At 69.1% G+C, this 12,535-nt stretch carries 16 protein-coding genes and 1 other RNA gene; 5 read left to right on the top strand and 12 right to left on the bottom strand.

Features of this window, described 5'->3' with window-relative positions; all coding sequences use genetic code 11:
• Positions 1 to 64 precede the first annotated feature (64 nt).
• Positions 65 to 400: a hypothetical protein gene (locus tag Q7J39_RS09295; protein WP_304823309.1), complete on the top strand. Its 336-nt coding sequence runs from the start codon at positions 65 to 67 to the stop codon at positions 398 to 400.
• A 4-nt stretch (positions 401 to 404) separates the two neighbouring features.
• Here the strand turns inward: Q7J39_RS09295 and Q7J39_RS09290 are convergent, their stop codons facing one another.
• From Q7J39_RS09290 to mtnN, 4 genes are all read right to left on the bottom strand, one after another.
• Positions 405 to 1,292 carry a hypothetical protein gene (locus Q7J39_RS09290; protein ID WP_304823306.1) on the bottom strand — a complete coding sequence of 296 codons (888 nt, stop codon included), beginning with the start codon at positions 1,290 to 1,292 and terminating at the stop codon, positions 405 to 407.
• A gap of 251 nt (positions 1,293 to 1,543) precedes the next feature.
• Entirely contained in the window at positions 1,544 to 2,053 is a 510-nt protein-coding gene (gene def / locus Q7J39_RS09285) for a peptide deformylase (protein WP_304823303.1), read from the bottom strand.
• A gap of 14 nt (positions 2,054 to 2,067) precedes the next feature.
• Positions 2,068 to 3,333 carry a DNA recombination protein RmuC gene (locus Q7J39_RS09280; protein WP_304823301.1) on the bottom strand — a complete coding sequence of 422 codons (1,266 nt, stop codon included), beginning with the start codon at positions 3,331 to 3,333 and terminating at the stop codon, positions 2,068 to 2,070.
• Between the two features lie 10 nt (positions 3,334 to 3,343).
• Positions 3,344 to 4,078 carry a 5'-methylthioadenosine/S-adenosylhomocysteine nucleosidase gene (gene mtnN / locus Q7J39_RS09275; protein ID WP_304823298.1) on the bottom strand — a complete coding sequence of 245 codons (735 nt, stop codon included), beginning with the start codon at positions 4,076 to 4,078 and terminating at the stop codon, positions 3,344 to 3,346.
• A gap of 57 nt (positions 4,079 to 4,135) precedes the next feature.
• Here mtnN and Q7J39_RS09270 point away from each other — a divergent pair, with 57 nt between their 5' ends.
• Positions 4,136 to 4,657 (top strand): GNAT family N-acetyltransferase, encoded by a 522-nt coding sequence (locus Q7J39_RS09270; RefSeq protein WP_304823295.1) that lies wholly within the window; start codon positions 4,136 to 4,138, stop codon positions 4,655 to 4,657.
• 65 nt (positions 4,658 to 4,722) lie between these two features.
• On the opposite strand, the gene Q7J39_RS09265 is transcribed toward Q7J39_RS09270, so the two are convergent.
• Both Q7J39_RS09265 and recR read right to left on the bottom strand, forming a co-directional pair.
• Positions 4,723 to 5,022, bottom strand: a complete 300-nt coding sequence (locus Q7J39_RS09265; protein WP_304823293.1) for a GIY-YIG nuclease family protein — start codon at positions 5,020 to 5,022, stop codon at positions 4,723 to 4,725.
• A gap of 16 nt (positions 5,023 to 5,038) precedes the next feature.
• A complete protein-coding gene (gene recR, locus Q7J39_RS09260) occupies positions 5,039 to 5,641 on the bottom strand; it encodes a recombination mediator RecR (protein WP_304823290.1) in 603 nt (200 codons plus the stop codon).
• Positions 5,642 to 5,720: 79 nt separating this feature from the next.
• Between recR and Q7J39_RS09255 the strand changes: the two genes are divergently transcribed.
• Positions 5,721 to 6,239, top strand: coding sequence for an N-acetyltransferase (locus tag Q7J39_RS09255; RefSeq protein WP_304823287.1), 519 nt, complete (start codon positions 5,721 to 5,723; stop codon positions 6,237 to 6,239).
• On the opposite strand, the gene Q7J39_RS09250 is transcribed toward Q7J39_RS09255, so the two are convergent.
• From Q7J39_RS09250 to ffs, 3 genes are all read right to left on the bottom strand, one after another.
• The gene (locus Q7J39_RS09250) at positions 6,236 to 6,562 is read right to left on the bottom strand and encodes a YbaB/EbfC family nucleoid-associated protein (RefSeq protein WP_304823284.1); all 327 of its coding nucleotides are present in this window, start codon (positions 6,560 to 6,562) and stop codon (positions 6,236 to 6,238) included. The genes Q7J39_RS09255 and Q7J39_RS09250 overlap by 4 nt on opposite strands.
• Before the next feature lie 26 nt (positions 6,563 to 6,588).
• Positions 6,589 to 8,385, bottom strand: coding sequence for a DNA polymerase III subunit gamma/tau (locus Q7J39_RS09245; protein WP_304823281.1), 1,797 nt, complete (start codon positions 8,383 to 8,385; stop codon positions 6,589 to 6,591).
• Between the two features lie 39 nt (positions 8,386 to 8,424).
• Positions 8,425 to 8,518: signal recognition particle sRNA small type (ffs, locus tag Q7J39_RS09240), an RNA gene on the bottom strand.
• A 63-nt stretch (positions 8,519 to 8,581) separates the two neighbouring features.
• Between ffs and nudC the strand changes: the two genes are divergently transcribed.
• Both nudC and Q7J39_RS09230 read left to right on the top strand, forming a co-directional pair.
• A complete protein-coding gene (gene nudC, locus Q7J39_RS09235; RefSeq protein ID WP_304823278.1) occupies positions 8,582 to 9,505 on the top strand; it encodes an NAD(+) diphosphatase in 924 nt (307 codons plus the stop codon).
• 267 nt (positions 9,506 to 9,772) lie between these two features.
• Positions 9,773 to 10,405, top strand: coding sequence for a glutathione S-transferase family protein (locus tag Q7J39_RS09230; RefSeq protein ID WP_304823274.1), 633 nt, complete (start codon positions 9,773 to 9,775; stop codon positions 10,403 to 10,405).
• Between the two features lie 165 nt (positions 10,406 to 10,570).
• Here the strand turns inward: Q7J39_RS09230 and Q7J39_RS09225 are convergent, their stop codons facing one another.
• From Q7J39_RS09225 to Q7J39_RS09215, 3 genes are read right to left on the bottom strand one after another with little or no spacing between them, the layout of a single operon-like run.
• Positions 10,571 to 10,876: a hypothetical protein gene (locus tag Q7J39_RS09225; protein WP_304823272.1), complete on the bottom strand. Its 306-nt coding sequence runs from the start codon at positions 10,874 to 10,876 to the stop codon at positions 10,571 to 10,573.
• Entirely contained in the window at positions 10,876 to 11,721 is an 846-nt protein-coding gene (locus Q7J39_RS09220; protein ID WP_304823269.1) for a prephenate dehydratase, read from the bottom strand. The genes Q7J39_RS09225 and Q7J39_RS09220 overlap by 1 nt, the downstream gene beginning before the upstream one ends.
• Entirely contained in the window at positions 11,718 to 12,464 is a 747-nt protein-coding gene (locus tag Q7J39_RS09215; protein WP_304823264.1) for a 3-deoxy-manno-octulosonate cytidylyltransferase, read from the bottom strand. Before Q7J39_RS09215 ends, Q7J39_RS09220 begins: the two co-directional genes overlap by 4 nt.
• Positions 12,465 to 12,535 lie beyond the last annotated feature (71 nt).

The following is a 12,535-nucleotide window of genomic DNA, read 5'->3' as shown; positions in this document are numbered from 1 at the left end:
GGCCCAATAGGGAACCGCAAGCAAGCGTGGCCGTTACCCGCACGCTTCATCCGGAGATCTGCTCATGCGCCACGCCCTCATCGTCTCGTTCGCCATCGCCGCCCTGTCGGTCGCCGCCTGCTCCAAGTCCGAACAGTCCGATGCTGGCGAGAACGCCAAGGCCGCGGCCGCCAAGATCGGCGAGGCCACCAAGGAGGTCGCCACCAGCCCCGAGATCAAGGCGGTGGGGCAGGACATCAAGGAAGGCGCGGCGGAAGCCGGCGCCGTGGCCAAGGACGCCCTGGCCACCGCCGGGACCGAGCTGAAGGAAGGCGCGGACAAGGCCGGCGACAAGGCCAGCCAAGCCGCCGCCACCGCCGACGCCAAGATCGACAGGGCCGCAGCGGACGCGAGGAACTAGGCCCTCATCCCGCCTTCCGCGCTTTCAGCTGCTCGAACGCCATTTCGCTGGCGCGGATCAGGCCCAGATAGGTGATCCCGTAGAAGGTGCGGATGTCGGCCTGCAGGGCCGGCAGCAGGATCCAGATCCCGTCCCGCGGGCCCCTACCGACCCAACCGGCCGCCTCGATATCCCGCAGCACCGACAGCACGTGGCTGCGGGAGACCTGATAGTGGCGGGCGATGGCGGCCACCGACAGCTCCACCTCGCCCACCGGCGGGAAGGCGCCGCCCGTGTCGGCCTTGGCCATCACCTCGAACAGAATCAGCAGGCCCGCTGACCGGACAGCGAGCGCATTGAACGCCGCGATGTCCGGGTTGGGCGACCCCGCCGCCATCATCGACTGGTCGCCCATCATCGCCATGAGCATGGAGAAGACCGCCGGCTCGTCAAACCGCGCCAGCATCTCCGACGTCTCGTCGGTGAGGTGGGTCAGGGCCTCGAACTCGATCCGCATACGTCCCCGGAAGGCGGCTTCCATGGCGGGGGTGGGCTTGTAGGGGCGGCTGTGGCCGTTGGCGGCGTCGGCGCGGGTGACGTAGCCGATCATCTGCAGCCGCAGCAGCACCGCCGTCGCCGTCCCGGCGCTGAGGATGCCGCTCTTGCCCGACAGCTCCCGCAAGCGCCGATGGGTCAGGCCGCCACTGGCGTCGAGATAGAGGGCCAGGACCCCTAGCAGGAAGCGGCTCACGTCCTTGACGTCACGATGCAGGGTGGGCGCGGCGTCATAATAGGCCACCGCCCCAAGCACGGAACGCCGTATGGCGTCGTCCATCCCCGGCCGGGCGAGGAAGGCTTCGAGCTTGCTGTACGGGAAGGGCCTGTTGTGGCCGGGCGGCGGTGTGTCGGTCATGGGCGCCGCGAGCAATTCCTCAATTTGGGGACCGTACCAGAAAACGCCATCACGCCGGTTTGGCTGCGTTGATATCCAGCCGCCAGGTCCGGAACGCTTACCGGCCCACGCAGGCGACTGACCGAACCGCGGCCCTGAAAAGGATTATCGGGTGAGGTCGGGACCGGGTCCCGGGGGGGATCTGGTCGGGACAGCCGGTCACGTCCATGACCGGTCGTCCCCTCCCGCGCGGGACGGCCTCTCACGAAGGCTTAGGCGGCCCGGACCTGCTTCTTCACCTTGGCGACCGCCCGGTCGCGCTTCAGGCGCGAAAGGTAGTCGATGAAGAGCACGCCCTTCAGGTGGTCCATCTCATGCTGGATGCAGACGGCGTACAGGCCCTCCGCGTCCTCGATCACTTCCTCGCCCTGGTAGTTCAGGTACTTCAGCTTCACCCGGGCGGGCCGCTCGACCTCGTCATAGATGTCGGGGACCGACAGGCAGCCCTCTTCGTAGGGGGCGGTGTCTTCCGAGGCCCAGAGGATTTCCGGGTTCACGAAGTAGCGCGGCTCGGGCGCGGTGTCGGGCGCCGCCAGGTCCATGACGATCACCCGCTTGGGCACCCCCACCTGGATCGCCGCCAGACCGATGCCGGGCGCGGCGTACATCGTCTCCAGCATGTCGTCCATCAGGACGCGCAGGTCATCGTCCACCACCTCGACCGGGGTGGAGACCTGTTTCAGCACGGGGTCGGGGACGACGAGGATTTCGCGAAGAGCCATGGTTTTCAGGTAGGTCAGCCGCCTTTGAGCGTCAAGACGGCGGCGGACGGCGGGTCGTCCTCCGGCGCGGCGACGGCGAGCTTGGTCAGCGGCCGGATGCCCGTCTCGACGGGCCCGAGCTCCGGCAATTCCTTGCCCTCGTGATCCACCTGCAGGTCCTCGAAGCGCCGCGCCTGGGTCATGACCTGGGTCTCCAGGGAGCCGACGAAGGAATTGTAGCGGCCGACAGCGGCCTCCAGAGCCTTGCCCACCGAGGCGGCGTGGCCGCCCATCACCGAGAGGCGCTTGTAGAGCTCGCGCCCCAGCTTGGAGATCTCCTGGGCGTTGGCCGCCTGCTCCTCCACCCGCCAGCCGTAGACCACGGCCTTGCACAGGGCGAACAGGGTGGTGGGGGTCACCACCAGCACCCGCTTGTCCATGGCCTCGGTCATCAGCTCGGGCATGCGGTCCAGGGCCGCGGCCAGGAAGCTGTCGCCGGGGATAAACATGGCCACGAAGTCCGGCGAACCCTGGTTGAACTGGTCCCAGTAGGTCTTGCCCGACAGGCCGATCATGTGGCTCCGCACGCTCTGGGCGTGGCGGACGTAGCAGGCCTCGCGGATCGCATCGTCGGTGGCGTCCTGGGCGTCGAGGAAGGCGTTCAGCGAGCACTTGGCGTCGATCACGAACACCGCGCCGCCCGGCAGGCGCACGGTGACGTCGGGCCGGCGGCGGCCCTCCTCGGTGTCGGTGGAGGTCTGTTCGTCGAAGTCGTAGCGGTTGTGCAGGCCCGCGGCCTCCAGGACGTTGCGCAGGGTCTGCTCGCCCCAGCGCCCCTGGACGCCGGCGCCCCGGCGCAGGGCGGCCGACAGCTTGCGCGCCTCTTCCTGGGTGGCGGTCGAGGCCAGAAGCAGCTGGCTGATCTGGGCCTTCAGGCCGCCGGTCTCCTCGGCGCGGGTCTTCTCGACGGCGACCACCTGCTCCTGGAACTTGGCCAGGGTCTCGGCGACCGGCTTGAGCTGGGCCTCTAACCGCGCCTGGGCCAGCTCCTCGCGGCCCTTGAAGGTCTCGTCGGCGCGCTTGAGCACCTGGTCGGCGATGGCGGTCACCGCCTCGGCCTGGATCAGCGCGGCGTTGCGGCCGCCCTGCTCCTCGATGAGTTTCAGGCGGGAGGCGGAATCCTGCAGCTCCCAGGCCCGCGCCTCGGCCCGGTTGGCGCGGGCGCGCTCCATCAGGGCCCAGGTGAAGCCGATGGCGGCGGCCACGAGGGCGATGACGAGGAAGATCAACAGGGAGTTCATGCTCCGTTCTTTACGCGGAGTCGGCGAGGATCGCCAGCAGGGCCGGGACGCAGAGGGCCGAGTTGTCGGCCGCCATCTGCGCCATCTCCAGATAGCTGAGGTGGCTCTCCGCCCCGGCCAGGTCCGACAGGGTGCGGATCACGTAGAGTGGCTTGCCCCAGGCCAGCGCCACCTGGTCAACGGCGCCGGACTCCATGTCGATGGCGTCCGCGCCGAAGGCGGCGTGCAGCTGGTCGCGGGTCACGGCGCAGTTGAGGAAGTAGTCGGCGGTGACCACGCCGCCCAGGGCGATGGGATGGGCGAGCTCGCCGGCCACGGCGTCGCGCAGCCGGGCGAGATTTGCCGCGACGGTTGGCGCCACCGGTGTCAGGGCCGTCAGGCGCGGGGCGCCGATGGGCATTTCGCCCGACCGGGTGGGGGTGAAGGCGCCTTCGAAGACGTGGCCGTAGTCGTGGATGTCCAGCCGCTGGGCCAACAGCACCGAGCCGACCCCCAGGGCCGGGTTCAGCCCGCCCGCCACGCCGGCGAAGATCAGGGTGTCGGCGTGGAACACCGCCAGCAGCAGGGTGGCCGCCGCCGCCGCATTGACCTTGCCCATGCCGGCCAGGGCGAGGGCGAAGTCGGCGCCGGCGTGGGTCCCGGTCCAGACCTGGGTCGGGCCATAGACCACGGGCGAGGGGGTGACCGACAACCGCGCCTGGAGCGCCGCCAGTTCCTCGGGGGTCGCGCAGAGAATTCCGTACATGGGCGCCTCGTTCATCGGCCTGCCGCCGTGCTACCAGATTCCCGGGAGGACGACCTGATGATCACCACCGAACGGACGATCCTGAGGCCCTGGCGCGACGACGACCTCGACGCCTTCGCCGACATGCTGGCCGACCCGGAAGTCCAGGCCGACGCCGGCGGGCCGGTGGATCGCGACGCCGCAGCCCGCAAGATGGCCCGCTACCGCGAGGCCCATGACCGCCTGGGCTTCTGCCGCTGGGTGGTGACCGACCCGGCGGGGGAGTTCCTCGGCTATGTCGGGATCATGCCGATCGACGACTGGCATCCCCGCGCGCCCAATGTGGAGGTCGGCTGGCGGCTGGTGCGCGGGAGCTGGGGCTCGGGCATCGCCACCGAAGCCGCCCGCGCCAGCCTCATCGACGGCTTCGAGCGTTGCGGCCTCGACGAGGTGCTCAGCTATACCGCGCCCGACAACCACCGCTCCCAGGCGGTGATGCGCAAGCTCGGCCTCGAACGCGACGAAGCCCGTGACTTCACCAGCACCCATGACGGCCACAGCTGGTCAGGGTTGGTGTGGGTTGCGCGACGGTCCGGCTAACCCAACGTGTCATCCCGCACTTCCGGCCTTCGGCCTACATGCGGGATGACACGTTGGGGGGCGATTCAGGGCGCCATCATCGAAGCGTATAGATCGCCCCAGTGCGGGTTCTCTTTCTCGATGAGATTGACCTTCCACTCGCGCCGCCAGCGTTTGAGCTTCTTCTCGAAGGCGATCGCGTCACTGATTTCCCCAAACGCCGTCCACCAAACGAGCCGATCGACACCATACTTCCTGGTGAAGCCCGCCACCTCCTTGGCGCGATGCTCGGCGATCCGACGCTCCAGGCTATTGGTCACGCCGACATAGAGCGTACCGTGCTGGCCGCTGGCGAGGATGTAGACGTGGTAGGTCTTTTCCCCCATCCGCCCCCTCGCTCAATCAGGCCGGCCGTCGCGCCCGCATCGCCTGCGCAATCGTCCCGTCGTCCAGCCAGTCCAGTTCGCCCCCCACCGGCACGCCGCGCGCCAGCATGGTCACCGAGACGTGGGCGTTGGAGAGGCGTTCAGCCAGGTAGTGGGCCGTGGTCTGGCCGTCCACCGTGGCCGGCAGGGCGAGGATCACCTCGGTGACCCCCTCCTCCATGGCCCGGCTCACCAAGGAATTGACCCGCAGGGCCTCGGGCCCCACCCCATCCAGGGCCGAGAGCAGGCCGCCCAGCACGTGGTAGCGGCCCCGGAAGGCGCTGGCCCGCTCCATGGCCCACAGCGCGCCCACCTCCTCCACCACGCAGACCAGGGTCGGGTCACGGGAGCGGTCGTCGCAGATGGCGCAGGGGTCCTGGGTGTCCAGGGAGCCGCAGAGGCTGCAGGTCTTCACCCGGTCGGCGGCCACCGCCAGGGCCTCGGCCAGGGGCTGCAGCAGTTGCTCCCGCCGCTTGAGCAGGGCCAGCGCCGCCCGCCGCGCCGAGCGCGGGCCCAGGCCCGGCAGCTTCGACAGCAGCGCGATCAGGCGCTCGATTTCAGGTCCGGCGGAGGCGGCCAAATTGGCTCCTGCTAGAGCGGGATGCGATTCAAGGGGATTGTCTGTAGGTCCTATCTAGTTGTCGAGGGGAGCCCGCGCCATGATCACGCCTGACCTGCCCGTCATCGAGGGCGCGCTGTCGGCCTTCATCGACGGCAGCGCCGTAGCCGAACTGCAGGAACTGCTGGAGCGCTGTACGGACTTCGAGGTCCTGGTCACCGGCCACCCGCCCGAGCCCTATGCCGCGCGCGAACTGCTGGTGGACGTCCCGCCCGACCATCCCCTGCGCGACAAGTTCGTCATCGGGCTCTGGACCGACCAGGGCCTGACCGCCGCTATCGACCTGTTGCGCGACTTCCCCGAGCCCCACGTCTGGTATCTGGGCCTGCTGCTGTTGGCCCCTGAGGCGCGGGGGTCAGGCCTCGGCGCGCGGATCGTCGAGGCCCTGAAGACCTGGATTCGCAGCCATGACGGCCGGGCGATCCGCCTGGTGACCCAGGACCAGAACCCGGACGCCCTGCGCTTCTGGCTCGCCCAGGGCTTCGTCCAGATCGGGACCGCGACCCAGGACCTGATGGATCGGACGAACCAGGTCGCCCGGCTGGAACTGAAGCTCTAGAACTTCGGCATGCCCGGCAGCCCCATGCCCGCCAGCGGGCCGGCGGCGTCGCGCATCAGCTGGCCCTGCTGTTCGTCCAGCTTGCGCTTGGCGTCGGCGTGGGCCGCCACGATCAGATCGGAGATCACCTCGCCCTCGCCCGGCGCCAGCAGGCTCTCGTCCAGCTCGACGGAGGCCAGTTCGCCGGTGCCCTTGAGCACGACCTTGACCATGCCGCCGCCCGAGGTCCCCTCGATGACCAGCTGCGCCAGGCGCTCCTGCGCCTCGGCCAGCTTCTGCTGCATGGCCTGGGCCTGTTTCATCAGGCCGCCCAAATCCTTCATCACGTCCTCGCTGGGTATCTAGGAGACTAGTCTTCGTCCTCTTCCGGCGGCGCGTCGGCCGGCGAGGCCTCCGGCGTCGGAAGGGTGCGGATGCTGACGATCTCGGCGCCTGGGAAGCTCTTCATCACCGAGAGGATGAAGGGGTCCTGCTCGATCTCGATGCGGACCTCGCGCTCCTCGCGCTTCTGGCGTTCCCACTGGCTCTCGGCCCCGCCGCCGCCCTGGGCCGCGATCAGCCATGGCTGGCCGGTCCACTCCCGCAGGCGCCCGATCAGACGCTGGGCGAGATTGGCGGGCGCGCCGGGGGCGGGCTCGAACTCGATGGCGCCGGGCCGGAAGCTGACCGGGCGCACATAGCGCTCGACGTCCAGCCGCAGCGCGATGTCACGCTTCTTCTCGATCAGGGCGATGACGTCGGCGAAGGACTGCAGCACCGGCGGCGCCTCGGCCGCCTGGGGCTCGGGCGCCAGCACGCGGGCCTGGGCCGTGACGCTTCCGCCCCCGCCCTGGGCGCTCGATCCACCGCCGCCGCCGCCGCCGCCGGACGGCCCGGGCCCGCCGCCCACCGGATCGCCCGTCTGGATGCGCCGGAGCGCTTCCTCGGGTCCGGGCAGGTCGGCGGCATAGGCCAGTCGGATCAGCGCCATGTCCACGGCCGCGGCCGGGTCGGGGGAGCGCCGCACCTCGTCATGGGCCCGCAGCAGCATCTGCCACAGGCGCGACAGGGTGCCCGCCGAGACCGAGGCCCCGATGGCCGCCAGCCGTCCGGCCTGTTCCTTGGGCATGATCAGGGCGTGCGCCCCGATAGCCTTCGCAACAGAGGCGGAGTGCGCGTGCTCCAGCAGGTCCAGCATCACCTGGCCTGGGTCGGCGCCGTAGCCGTAGAGGGTGCGGAAGGTCTCGATGGCGGGGCCGGGCTCGCCGCGCATGGTCTGTTCGAACAGCGTGATGGTCTGGGCCCGGTCGGCCAGGCCCAGCATGTCGCGGATCAGGGTGGCCGGCACCGTCTGGCCGGGCTCGCCCTGCACAATGGCCTGGTCGAGCATCGATTGGGCGTCGCGCACCGAGCCCTCGGCGGCACGGGCGATCAGCAGCAGGCCCTCGGCGTCGACGCGCACGCCCTCGGCCTCGGTGATCATCTCCAGGTTCTTGACGATCACGTCGGGCTCCACCCGGCGCAGGTCGAACCGCTGGCAGCGCGACAGGATGGTCACCGGCACCTTGCGGATCTCGGTGGTGGCGAAGATGAACTTCACGTGCGGCGGCGGCTCTTCCAGGGTCTTCAACAGGGCGTTGAAGGACGAGGTGGAGAGCATGTGCACTTCGTCGATGATGTAGACCTTGTAGCGCGCCTCGACGGGGGCGTAGCGCACCCCGTCCAGAAGCTCGCGCATGTCCTCGACCTTGGTGCGGCTGGCGGCGTCGAGCTCCAGCACATCCATGTGCCGGCCTTCGATGATCGCCTTGCAGTGGCGGCCCTCGGCGCGGAGATCCAGGGTCGGCTCGTGGATGGCGTCGGTTTCGTAGTTCAGCGCGCGGGCCAACAGGCGGGCGGTGGTGGTCTTGCCCACCCCGCGCACGCCGGTGAGCATGAAGGCGTGGGCGATGCGGCCGGTGGAAAAGGCGTTCTTCAACGTCCGCACCATGGCTTCCTGGCCATAGAGGTCGTCGAAGGTGCGGGGCCGGTACTTGCGGGCGATGACGGTGTAGGCGGCCGAGACCTCCTGCGGAGGCTTCATCGGCGCGGGCGCACCGAACATGTCCGTCGTATTGGGATCACGCTCGGGCGTTTCGGGATCGAGCGAGAGATCTTCGTCGGCCATGCGCCCCGCGCCGTTGGCGCTTTTCAGAGATGGTGTGGGTGGAGACCGAACGACGACCCGGAGCGAAACTCGTTGCGGCTGCTTCCTTCCGGACCTGACCGGGTTGGCGAGGCGTCCGCCCGTCGCCCGATCTCCACCCCCTATATCGCGACCTTGAGGCTCGCGCGCAAGCTTGGGCGAAGCTATGAGAGCATTCATGGCTCTTTCTTCCTTCCAGAACACCTTCGCCGGAAACCCCCTGAACCGCGCCAGCGAGCGCCGTAAGGACGATGACTGGCTCAACGCGCAGCTGAAGTCCGATGAGTCCCTCGGGATCGCCATCTGGAACGGCAAGCCCTTGGTGGAGAACAGCAAGGACGGCGGGGTGCAGATCGCCTACCTGCCGGCCAAGATGGTCTCCGAGCTGGCAGGCGGGGCCGAAACCCTGCTGTTCATGGGCCTCTGGAAGGAGACCGCGGTCTTCGCCGTCGACCTGGACGGGGGCGCCGACCCCTGCGACGGGCCCCTGCAGGGCCTGGGACGATTCGAGGATCTGCGGGCGCTCGCCACCCGCCTGCCCCACACCGACGCCGCCATCCTGGCCACCGCCAAGCAGATGTTCGAGTGGCGTCGCCGCCACAAGCATTGCGCCAATTGCGGCGAACCCTCCCTGGTGGCGGAAGGCGGCTGGAAGCGCGCCTGCCCCGCCTGCAAGGCCGAGCACTTCCCCCGCACAGATCCGGTCGTGATCATGCTGGCCGTCCATGGCGAGCGCTGCATGCTGGGCCGCCAGGAAATCTGGCCGGCGGGCATGTTCTCCTCCCTGGCCGGGTTCCTGGAGCCCGGTGAGACCATCGAGGAGGCCTGCGCCCGCGAATTGCACGAGGAGGCGGGCCTGAAGACCGCCTCCGTCGTCTACCACTCCACCCAGCCCTGGCCCTATCCGTCGTCCCTGATGATCGGCCTGATCGCCCAGGTGGAGGACGACGACGCCGCCCCCGACCAGACCGAGCTGTCCGAGGTCCGCTGGTTCACCAAGGACGAAGCGCGCCAGCTGCTGGCCGGCAAGCTGCCCAACACCTTCGCCCCAGGCCCCATGGCCATCGCCCACCAGCTCATCAAGGCCTGGGCCGAGAGCTAGGTCGCCAATTCCTCCCCAGCGCGCAGCGCGGTTCGGGGGAGGTGGCGCGCGCAGATATGCGCGTGACGGTGGGGGCTGGGGCTGCCAGATCCCCTCCATCCGATGAGCGCTGTTGGCGGCCGTGAAAGCCTAACCCCCTCCGTCTCGCTGCTGCGCAGCGATCCACCTCCCCCGATACGGCCTGCGGCCTGGGGGAGGAATTGAATGCTGCTGCCACACTGCTGTCAGCAGCCTGGGCTAAGGTGCCTCCAACACGGAGGAACAGCCATGTCGGACCAGCTCGTTTTCTACACCAACCCCATGTCGCGCGGCCGCATCATCCGCTGGCTGATGGAGGAGGTGGGCCAGCCCTATGAGACCCAGGTCCTCGACTTCCCGGCCATGAAGGCCCCGGCCTATCTGGCGGTGAACCCCATGGGCAAGGTGCCGGCCATCAAGCATGGCGACACCGTCATCACCGAGTGCGCCGCCATCTGCGCCTACATGGCCGACGCCTTCCCGGAGGCCGGGCTCGCGCCGCCGGTCGGCAGCAAGCTGCGCGGGGAATACTATCGCTGGCTGTTCTTCGCCGCCGGGCCGCTGGAGGCCGCTATCACCGTCAAGAGCCTGGGCTTCGAGGTGCCCGCCGACCAGCAGGCCTCGGCCGGCTGGGGCAGTTTTGGCGCCGTCATGGACACCCTGGAAAAGGCCCTGACCGGCCGCGAATATCTGGCGGGCGACCGCTTCACGGCCGCCGATCTCTATGTCGGGGCGCACCTCGGCTGGGGGCTTCAATTCGGCTCCATTGAGGCCCGCCCGGTTTTCAAGGCCTATTCCGACCGCATGGCCGGCCGCCCCGCCGCCGTCCGCGCCCGCGAGATCGACGACGCCCTGATCGCGGCGGCGCACGCACCGGCCTGATAGATGCTCCCCCTCTGGGGGAGCTGTCAGCGAAGCTGACTGAGGGGGACTTTGACCCTTGTTTGTGGGTCGAAGGCGTCGCCTACGGCGATCCCCCTCCGGCTCGCGGCTGCGCCACGATCCACCTCCCCCACATCGGCGCGGCGCGCCTGGGGGAGGATCTACCTACCGCCGCAGCGTCAGGATGACCTCGACGTCCTCGGCCCGGCGGTTGCGGACCTCCATCCGGGCCTGGCCAAGGGCGTTGGAGAGGTCCTTGACGAACTCGGCCAGCGGCCCGCCGTGTAGGCCGCGCACCCGGATCATGTAGGGCGGAGCCAGCTCGCTCATGCCGTTGGCCCAGATCATCGAATCGACGAAGGCCTCGATGCTGGCGCCGTGCCCTGGGAGGGCGCGGATCTCGCTCTTCAGATCCTCGCAGAAGGCCTTGATGCTGGGATAGGCGGCGCCGTCCATCTCGATGGTGCGCATCAGATATGGCTCCGGAAGGCGTCGGCGGGATAGACGCCAAGGATCTCGAACTGCTCGGAGAAGAACTGCAGTTCCTCGAAGGCCAGCGCGAGGTTGCGGTCCTCGGGGCGGCCATCGACCTCGGCGTAGAAGAAGGTCGCCGTGAAGGCGCCGTTCTCCATGTAGCTCTCCAGCTTGGTCATGTTCACGCCGTTGGTGGCGAACCCGCCCATGGCCTTGTAGAGGGCGGCAGGCAGGTTGCGCACCCGGAACACGAAGCTGGTGACGCAGGGGCTGGTGAAGGGCGGGGGCGGCGGGGCCTTGTCGGCCGTCATCACCAGGAAGCGGGTGGTGTTGTTGTGGGTGTCCTCGATGTCGCGGGCCACGATCTCCAGGCTGTAGAGCTCGGCGGCCAGGGCGGGCGCGATGGCCGCCTTGGCGGGATCGGGGTGTTCCGACAGCAGCTTGGCCGACAGCGCGGTGTCGCCCACCTGCTCGGTCTTCAGCTTCAGCCGCCGGATGGTCTTGCGGCATTGGGCCAGGGCGATGGGCATGGAGGCGACGGTCTTCACCTCCTCCAGCTTGACGCCCGGATTGACCATCAGCTGGAAATGGATCGGCTTGAAGCGCTCGCCGATGATCTTCAGGCCGGAATTGGGCAGCAGGTGATGCACGTCGGCGACGCGGCCGGCGATGGAGTTCTCCACCGGGATCATGCCCAGCTGACAGTCGCCCGACTTGATGGCCTCGAAGGCCTCCTCGAAGGTCGGGTGGGCCACCGGGGTCATGTCCGGGAAGGCCGCCACGCAGGCCTCGTGGCTGTTGGCGCCCAGTTCGCCCTGGAAGGCGATCCGCCCCTTGCTCATGACCTGTCCCCGATTTGCCGAGCATGGGCGCGGGCCCGCTCAAGATCGGCGGGGTTGTCCACCGAGATGGGCGCGGAGTCGACCACGCTCGCCCAGATCGAGAGCCCGAGCTCCATGGCCCGCAGTTGCTCCAGCTTCTCGCGCTGCTCCAGCGGCGAGGGCTTGGCCGCCGTGAAGGCCGCGAGCGCCGCGCGGCGATAGGCGTAGATGCCGTGGTGATGCCAGACCGGCCCGTCGCCATAGAGGGTCGAGCGGGTGAAGTAGAGCGCCCGGCCCGTCTTGCCATCCGGCTGCATCGCCAGCACGGCCTTGACCATGTCGGGATTGGTGCGGACCTCGGGCGAGGCCTCCCGCTCCACGATGGTGGCGATGTCGCAGGACGGCTGGGCGGTGAGCAGGGCGGCGCAGGCGGCGAGGTCGGCGGGCGCCACGAACGGCATGTCGCCCTGCAGGTTGATCACCACGTCATGGGCGCCCTGGGGGTCCAGCTCCGCCAGGGCCGCCACCAGCCGGTCGGAGCCCGAGGGCAGGTCGGGGTCGGTCAGCACGGCGCGGCCACCCGCCGCCTGGACCGCGTCGACGATCGCCGAATCACCAGCCGCCACCGCCACCGGACCGAGGTTGGCGGCCTGCGCCTGGCGCAGAACCCGCACGATCATCGGCAGACCTTCGATATCGGCGAGCGGCTTGTTGGGAAGGCGCGTGGCCGCAAGGCGCGCGGGGATAAGGATGATCGGGTTCATGAGGGACTGAGCGAATGAGAGAAAGTGGGAACCGCCCGCATTCCGCTCCAACTCCAAAAATGCCCAGATCA

It is taken from the genome of Phenylobacterium sp. (assembly GCF_030651185.1).
Classification (GTDB): Bacteria; Pseudomonadota; Alphaproteobacteria; order Caulobacterales; family Caulobacteraceae; genus Phenylobacterium.
Note: the sequence above shows the minus strand (reverse complement) of the source record. Positions and strands in the feature narration are given on the sequence as shown.

What these genes read in the sequence shown, in the direction of transcription:
- Q7J39_RS09295 (WP_304823309.1), top strand. Translation starts at nt 65, where the DNA reads ATGCGCCACGCCCTCATCGTCTCGTTCGCCATCGCCGCCCTGTCGGTC.
- Q7J39_RS09290 (WP_304823306.1), bottom strand. Translation starts at nt 1,292, where the DNA reads ATGACCGACACACCGCCGCCCGGCCACAACAGGCCCTTCCCGTACAGC.
- def (WP_304823303.1), bottom strand. Translation starts at nt 2,053, where the DNA reads ATGGCTCTTCGCGAAATCCTCGTCGTCCCCGACCCCGTGCTGAAACAG.
- Q7J39_RS09280 (WP_304823301.1), bottom strand. Translation starts at nt 3,333, where the DNA reads ATGAACTCCCTGTTGATCTTCCTCGTCATCGCCCTCGTGGCCGCCGCC.
- mtnN (WP_304823298.1), bottom strand. Translation starts at nt 4,078, where the DNA reads ATGTACGGAATTCTCTGCGCGACCCCCGAGGAACTGGCGGCGCTCCAG.
- Q7J39_RS09270 (WP_304823295.1), top strand. Translation starts at nt 4,136, where the DNA reads ATGATCACCACCGAACGGACGATCCTGAGGCCCTGGCGCGACGACGAC.
- Q7J39_RS09265 (WP_304823293.1), bottom strand. Translation starts at nt 5,022, where the DNA reads ATGGGGGAAAAGACCTACCACGTCTACATCCTCGCCAGCGGCCAGCAC.
- Q7J39_RS09255 (WP_304823287.1), top strand. Translation starts at nt 5,721, where the DNA reads ATGATCACGCCTGACCTGCCCGTCATCGAGGGCGCGCTGTCGGCCTTC.
- Q7J39_RS09250 (WP_304823284.1), bottom strand. Translation starts at nt 6,562, where the DNA reads ATGAAGGATTTGGGCGGCCTGATGAAACAGGCCCAGGCCATGCAGCAG.
- Q7J39_RS09245 (WP_304823281.1), bottom strand. Translation starts at nt 8,385, where the DNA reads ATGGCCGACGAAGATCTCTCGCTCGATCCCGAAACGCCCGAGCGTGAT.
- nudC (WP_304823278.1), top strand. Translation starts at nt 8,582, where the DNA reads ATGGCTCTTTCTTCCTTCCAGAACACCTTCGCCGGAAACCCCCTGAAC.
- Q7J39_RS09230 (WP_304823274.1), top strand. Translation starts at nt 9,773, where the DNA reads ATGTCGGACCAGCTCGTTTTCTACACCAACCCCATGTCGCGCGGCCGC.
- Q7J39_RS09225 (WP_304823272.1), bottom strand. Translation starts at nt 10,876, where the DNA reads ATGCGCACCATCGAGATGGACGGCGCCGCCTATCCCAGCATCAAGGCC.
- Q7J39_RS09220 (WP_304823269.1), bottom strand. Translation starts at nt 11,721, where the DNA reads ATGAGCAAGGGGCGGATCGCCTTCCAGGGCGAACTGGGCGCCAACAGC.
- Q7J39_RS09215 (WP_304823264.1), bottom strand. Translation starts at nt 12,464, where the DNA reads ATGAACCCGATCATCCTTATCCCCGCGCGCCTTGCGGCCACGCGCCTT.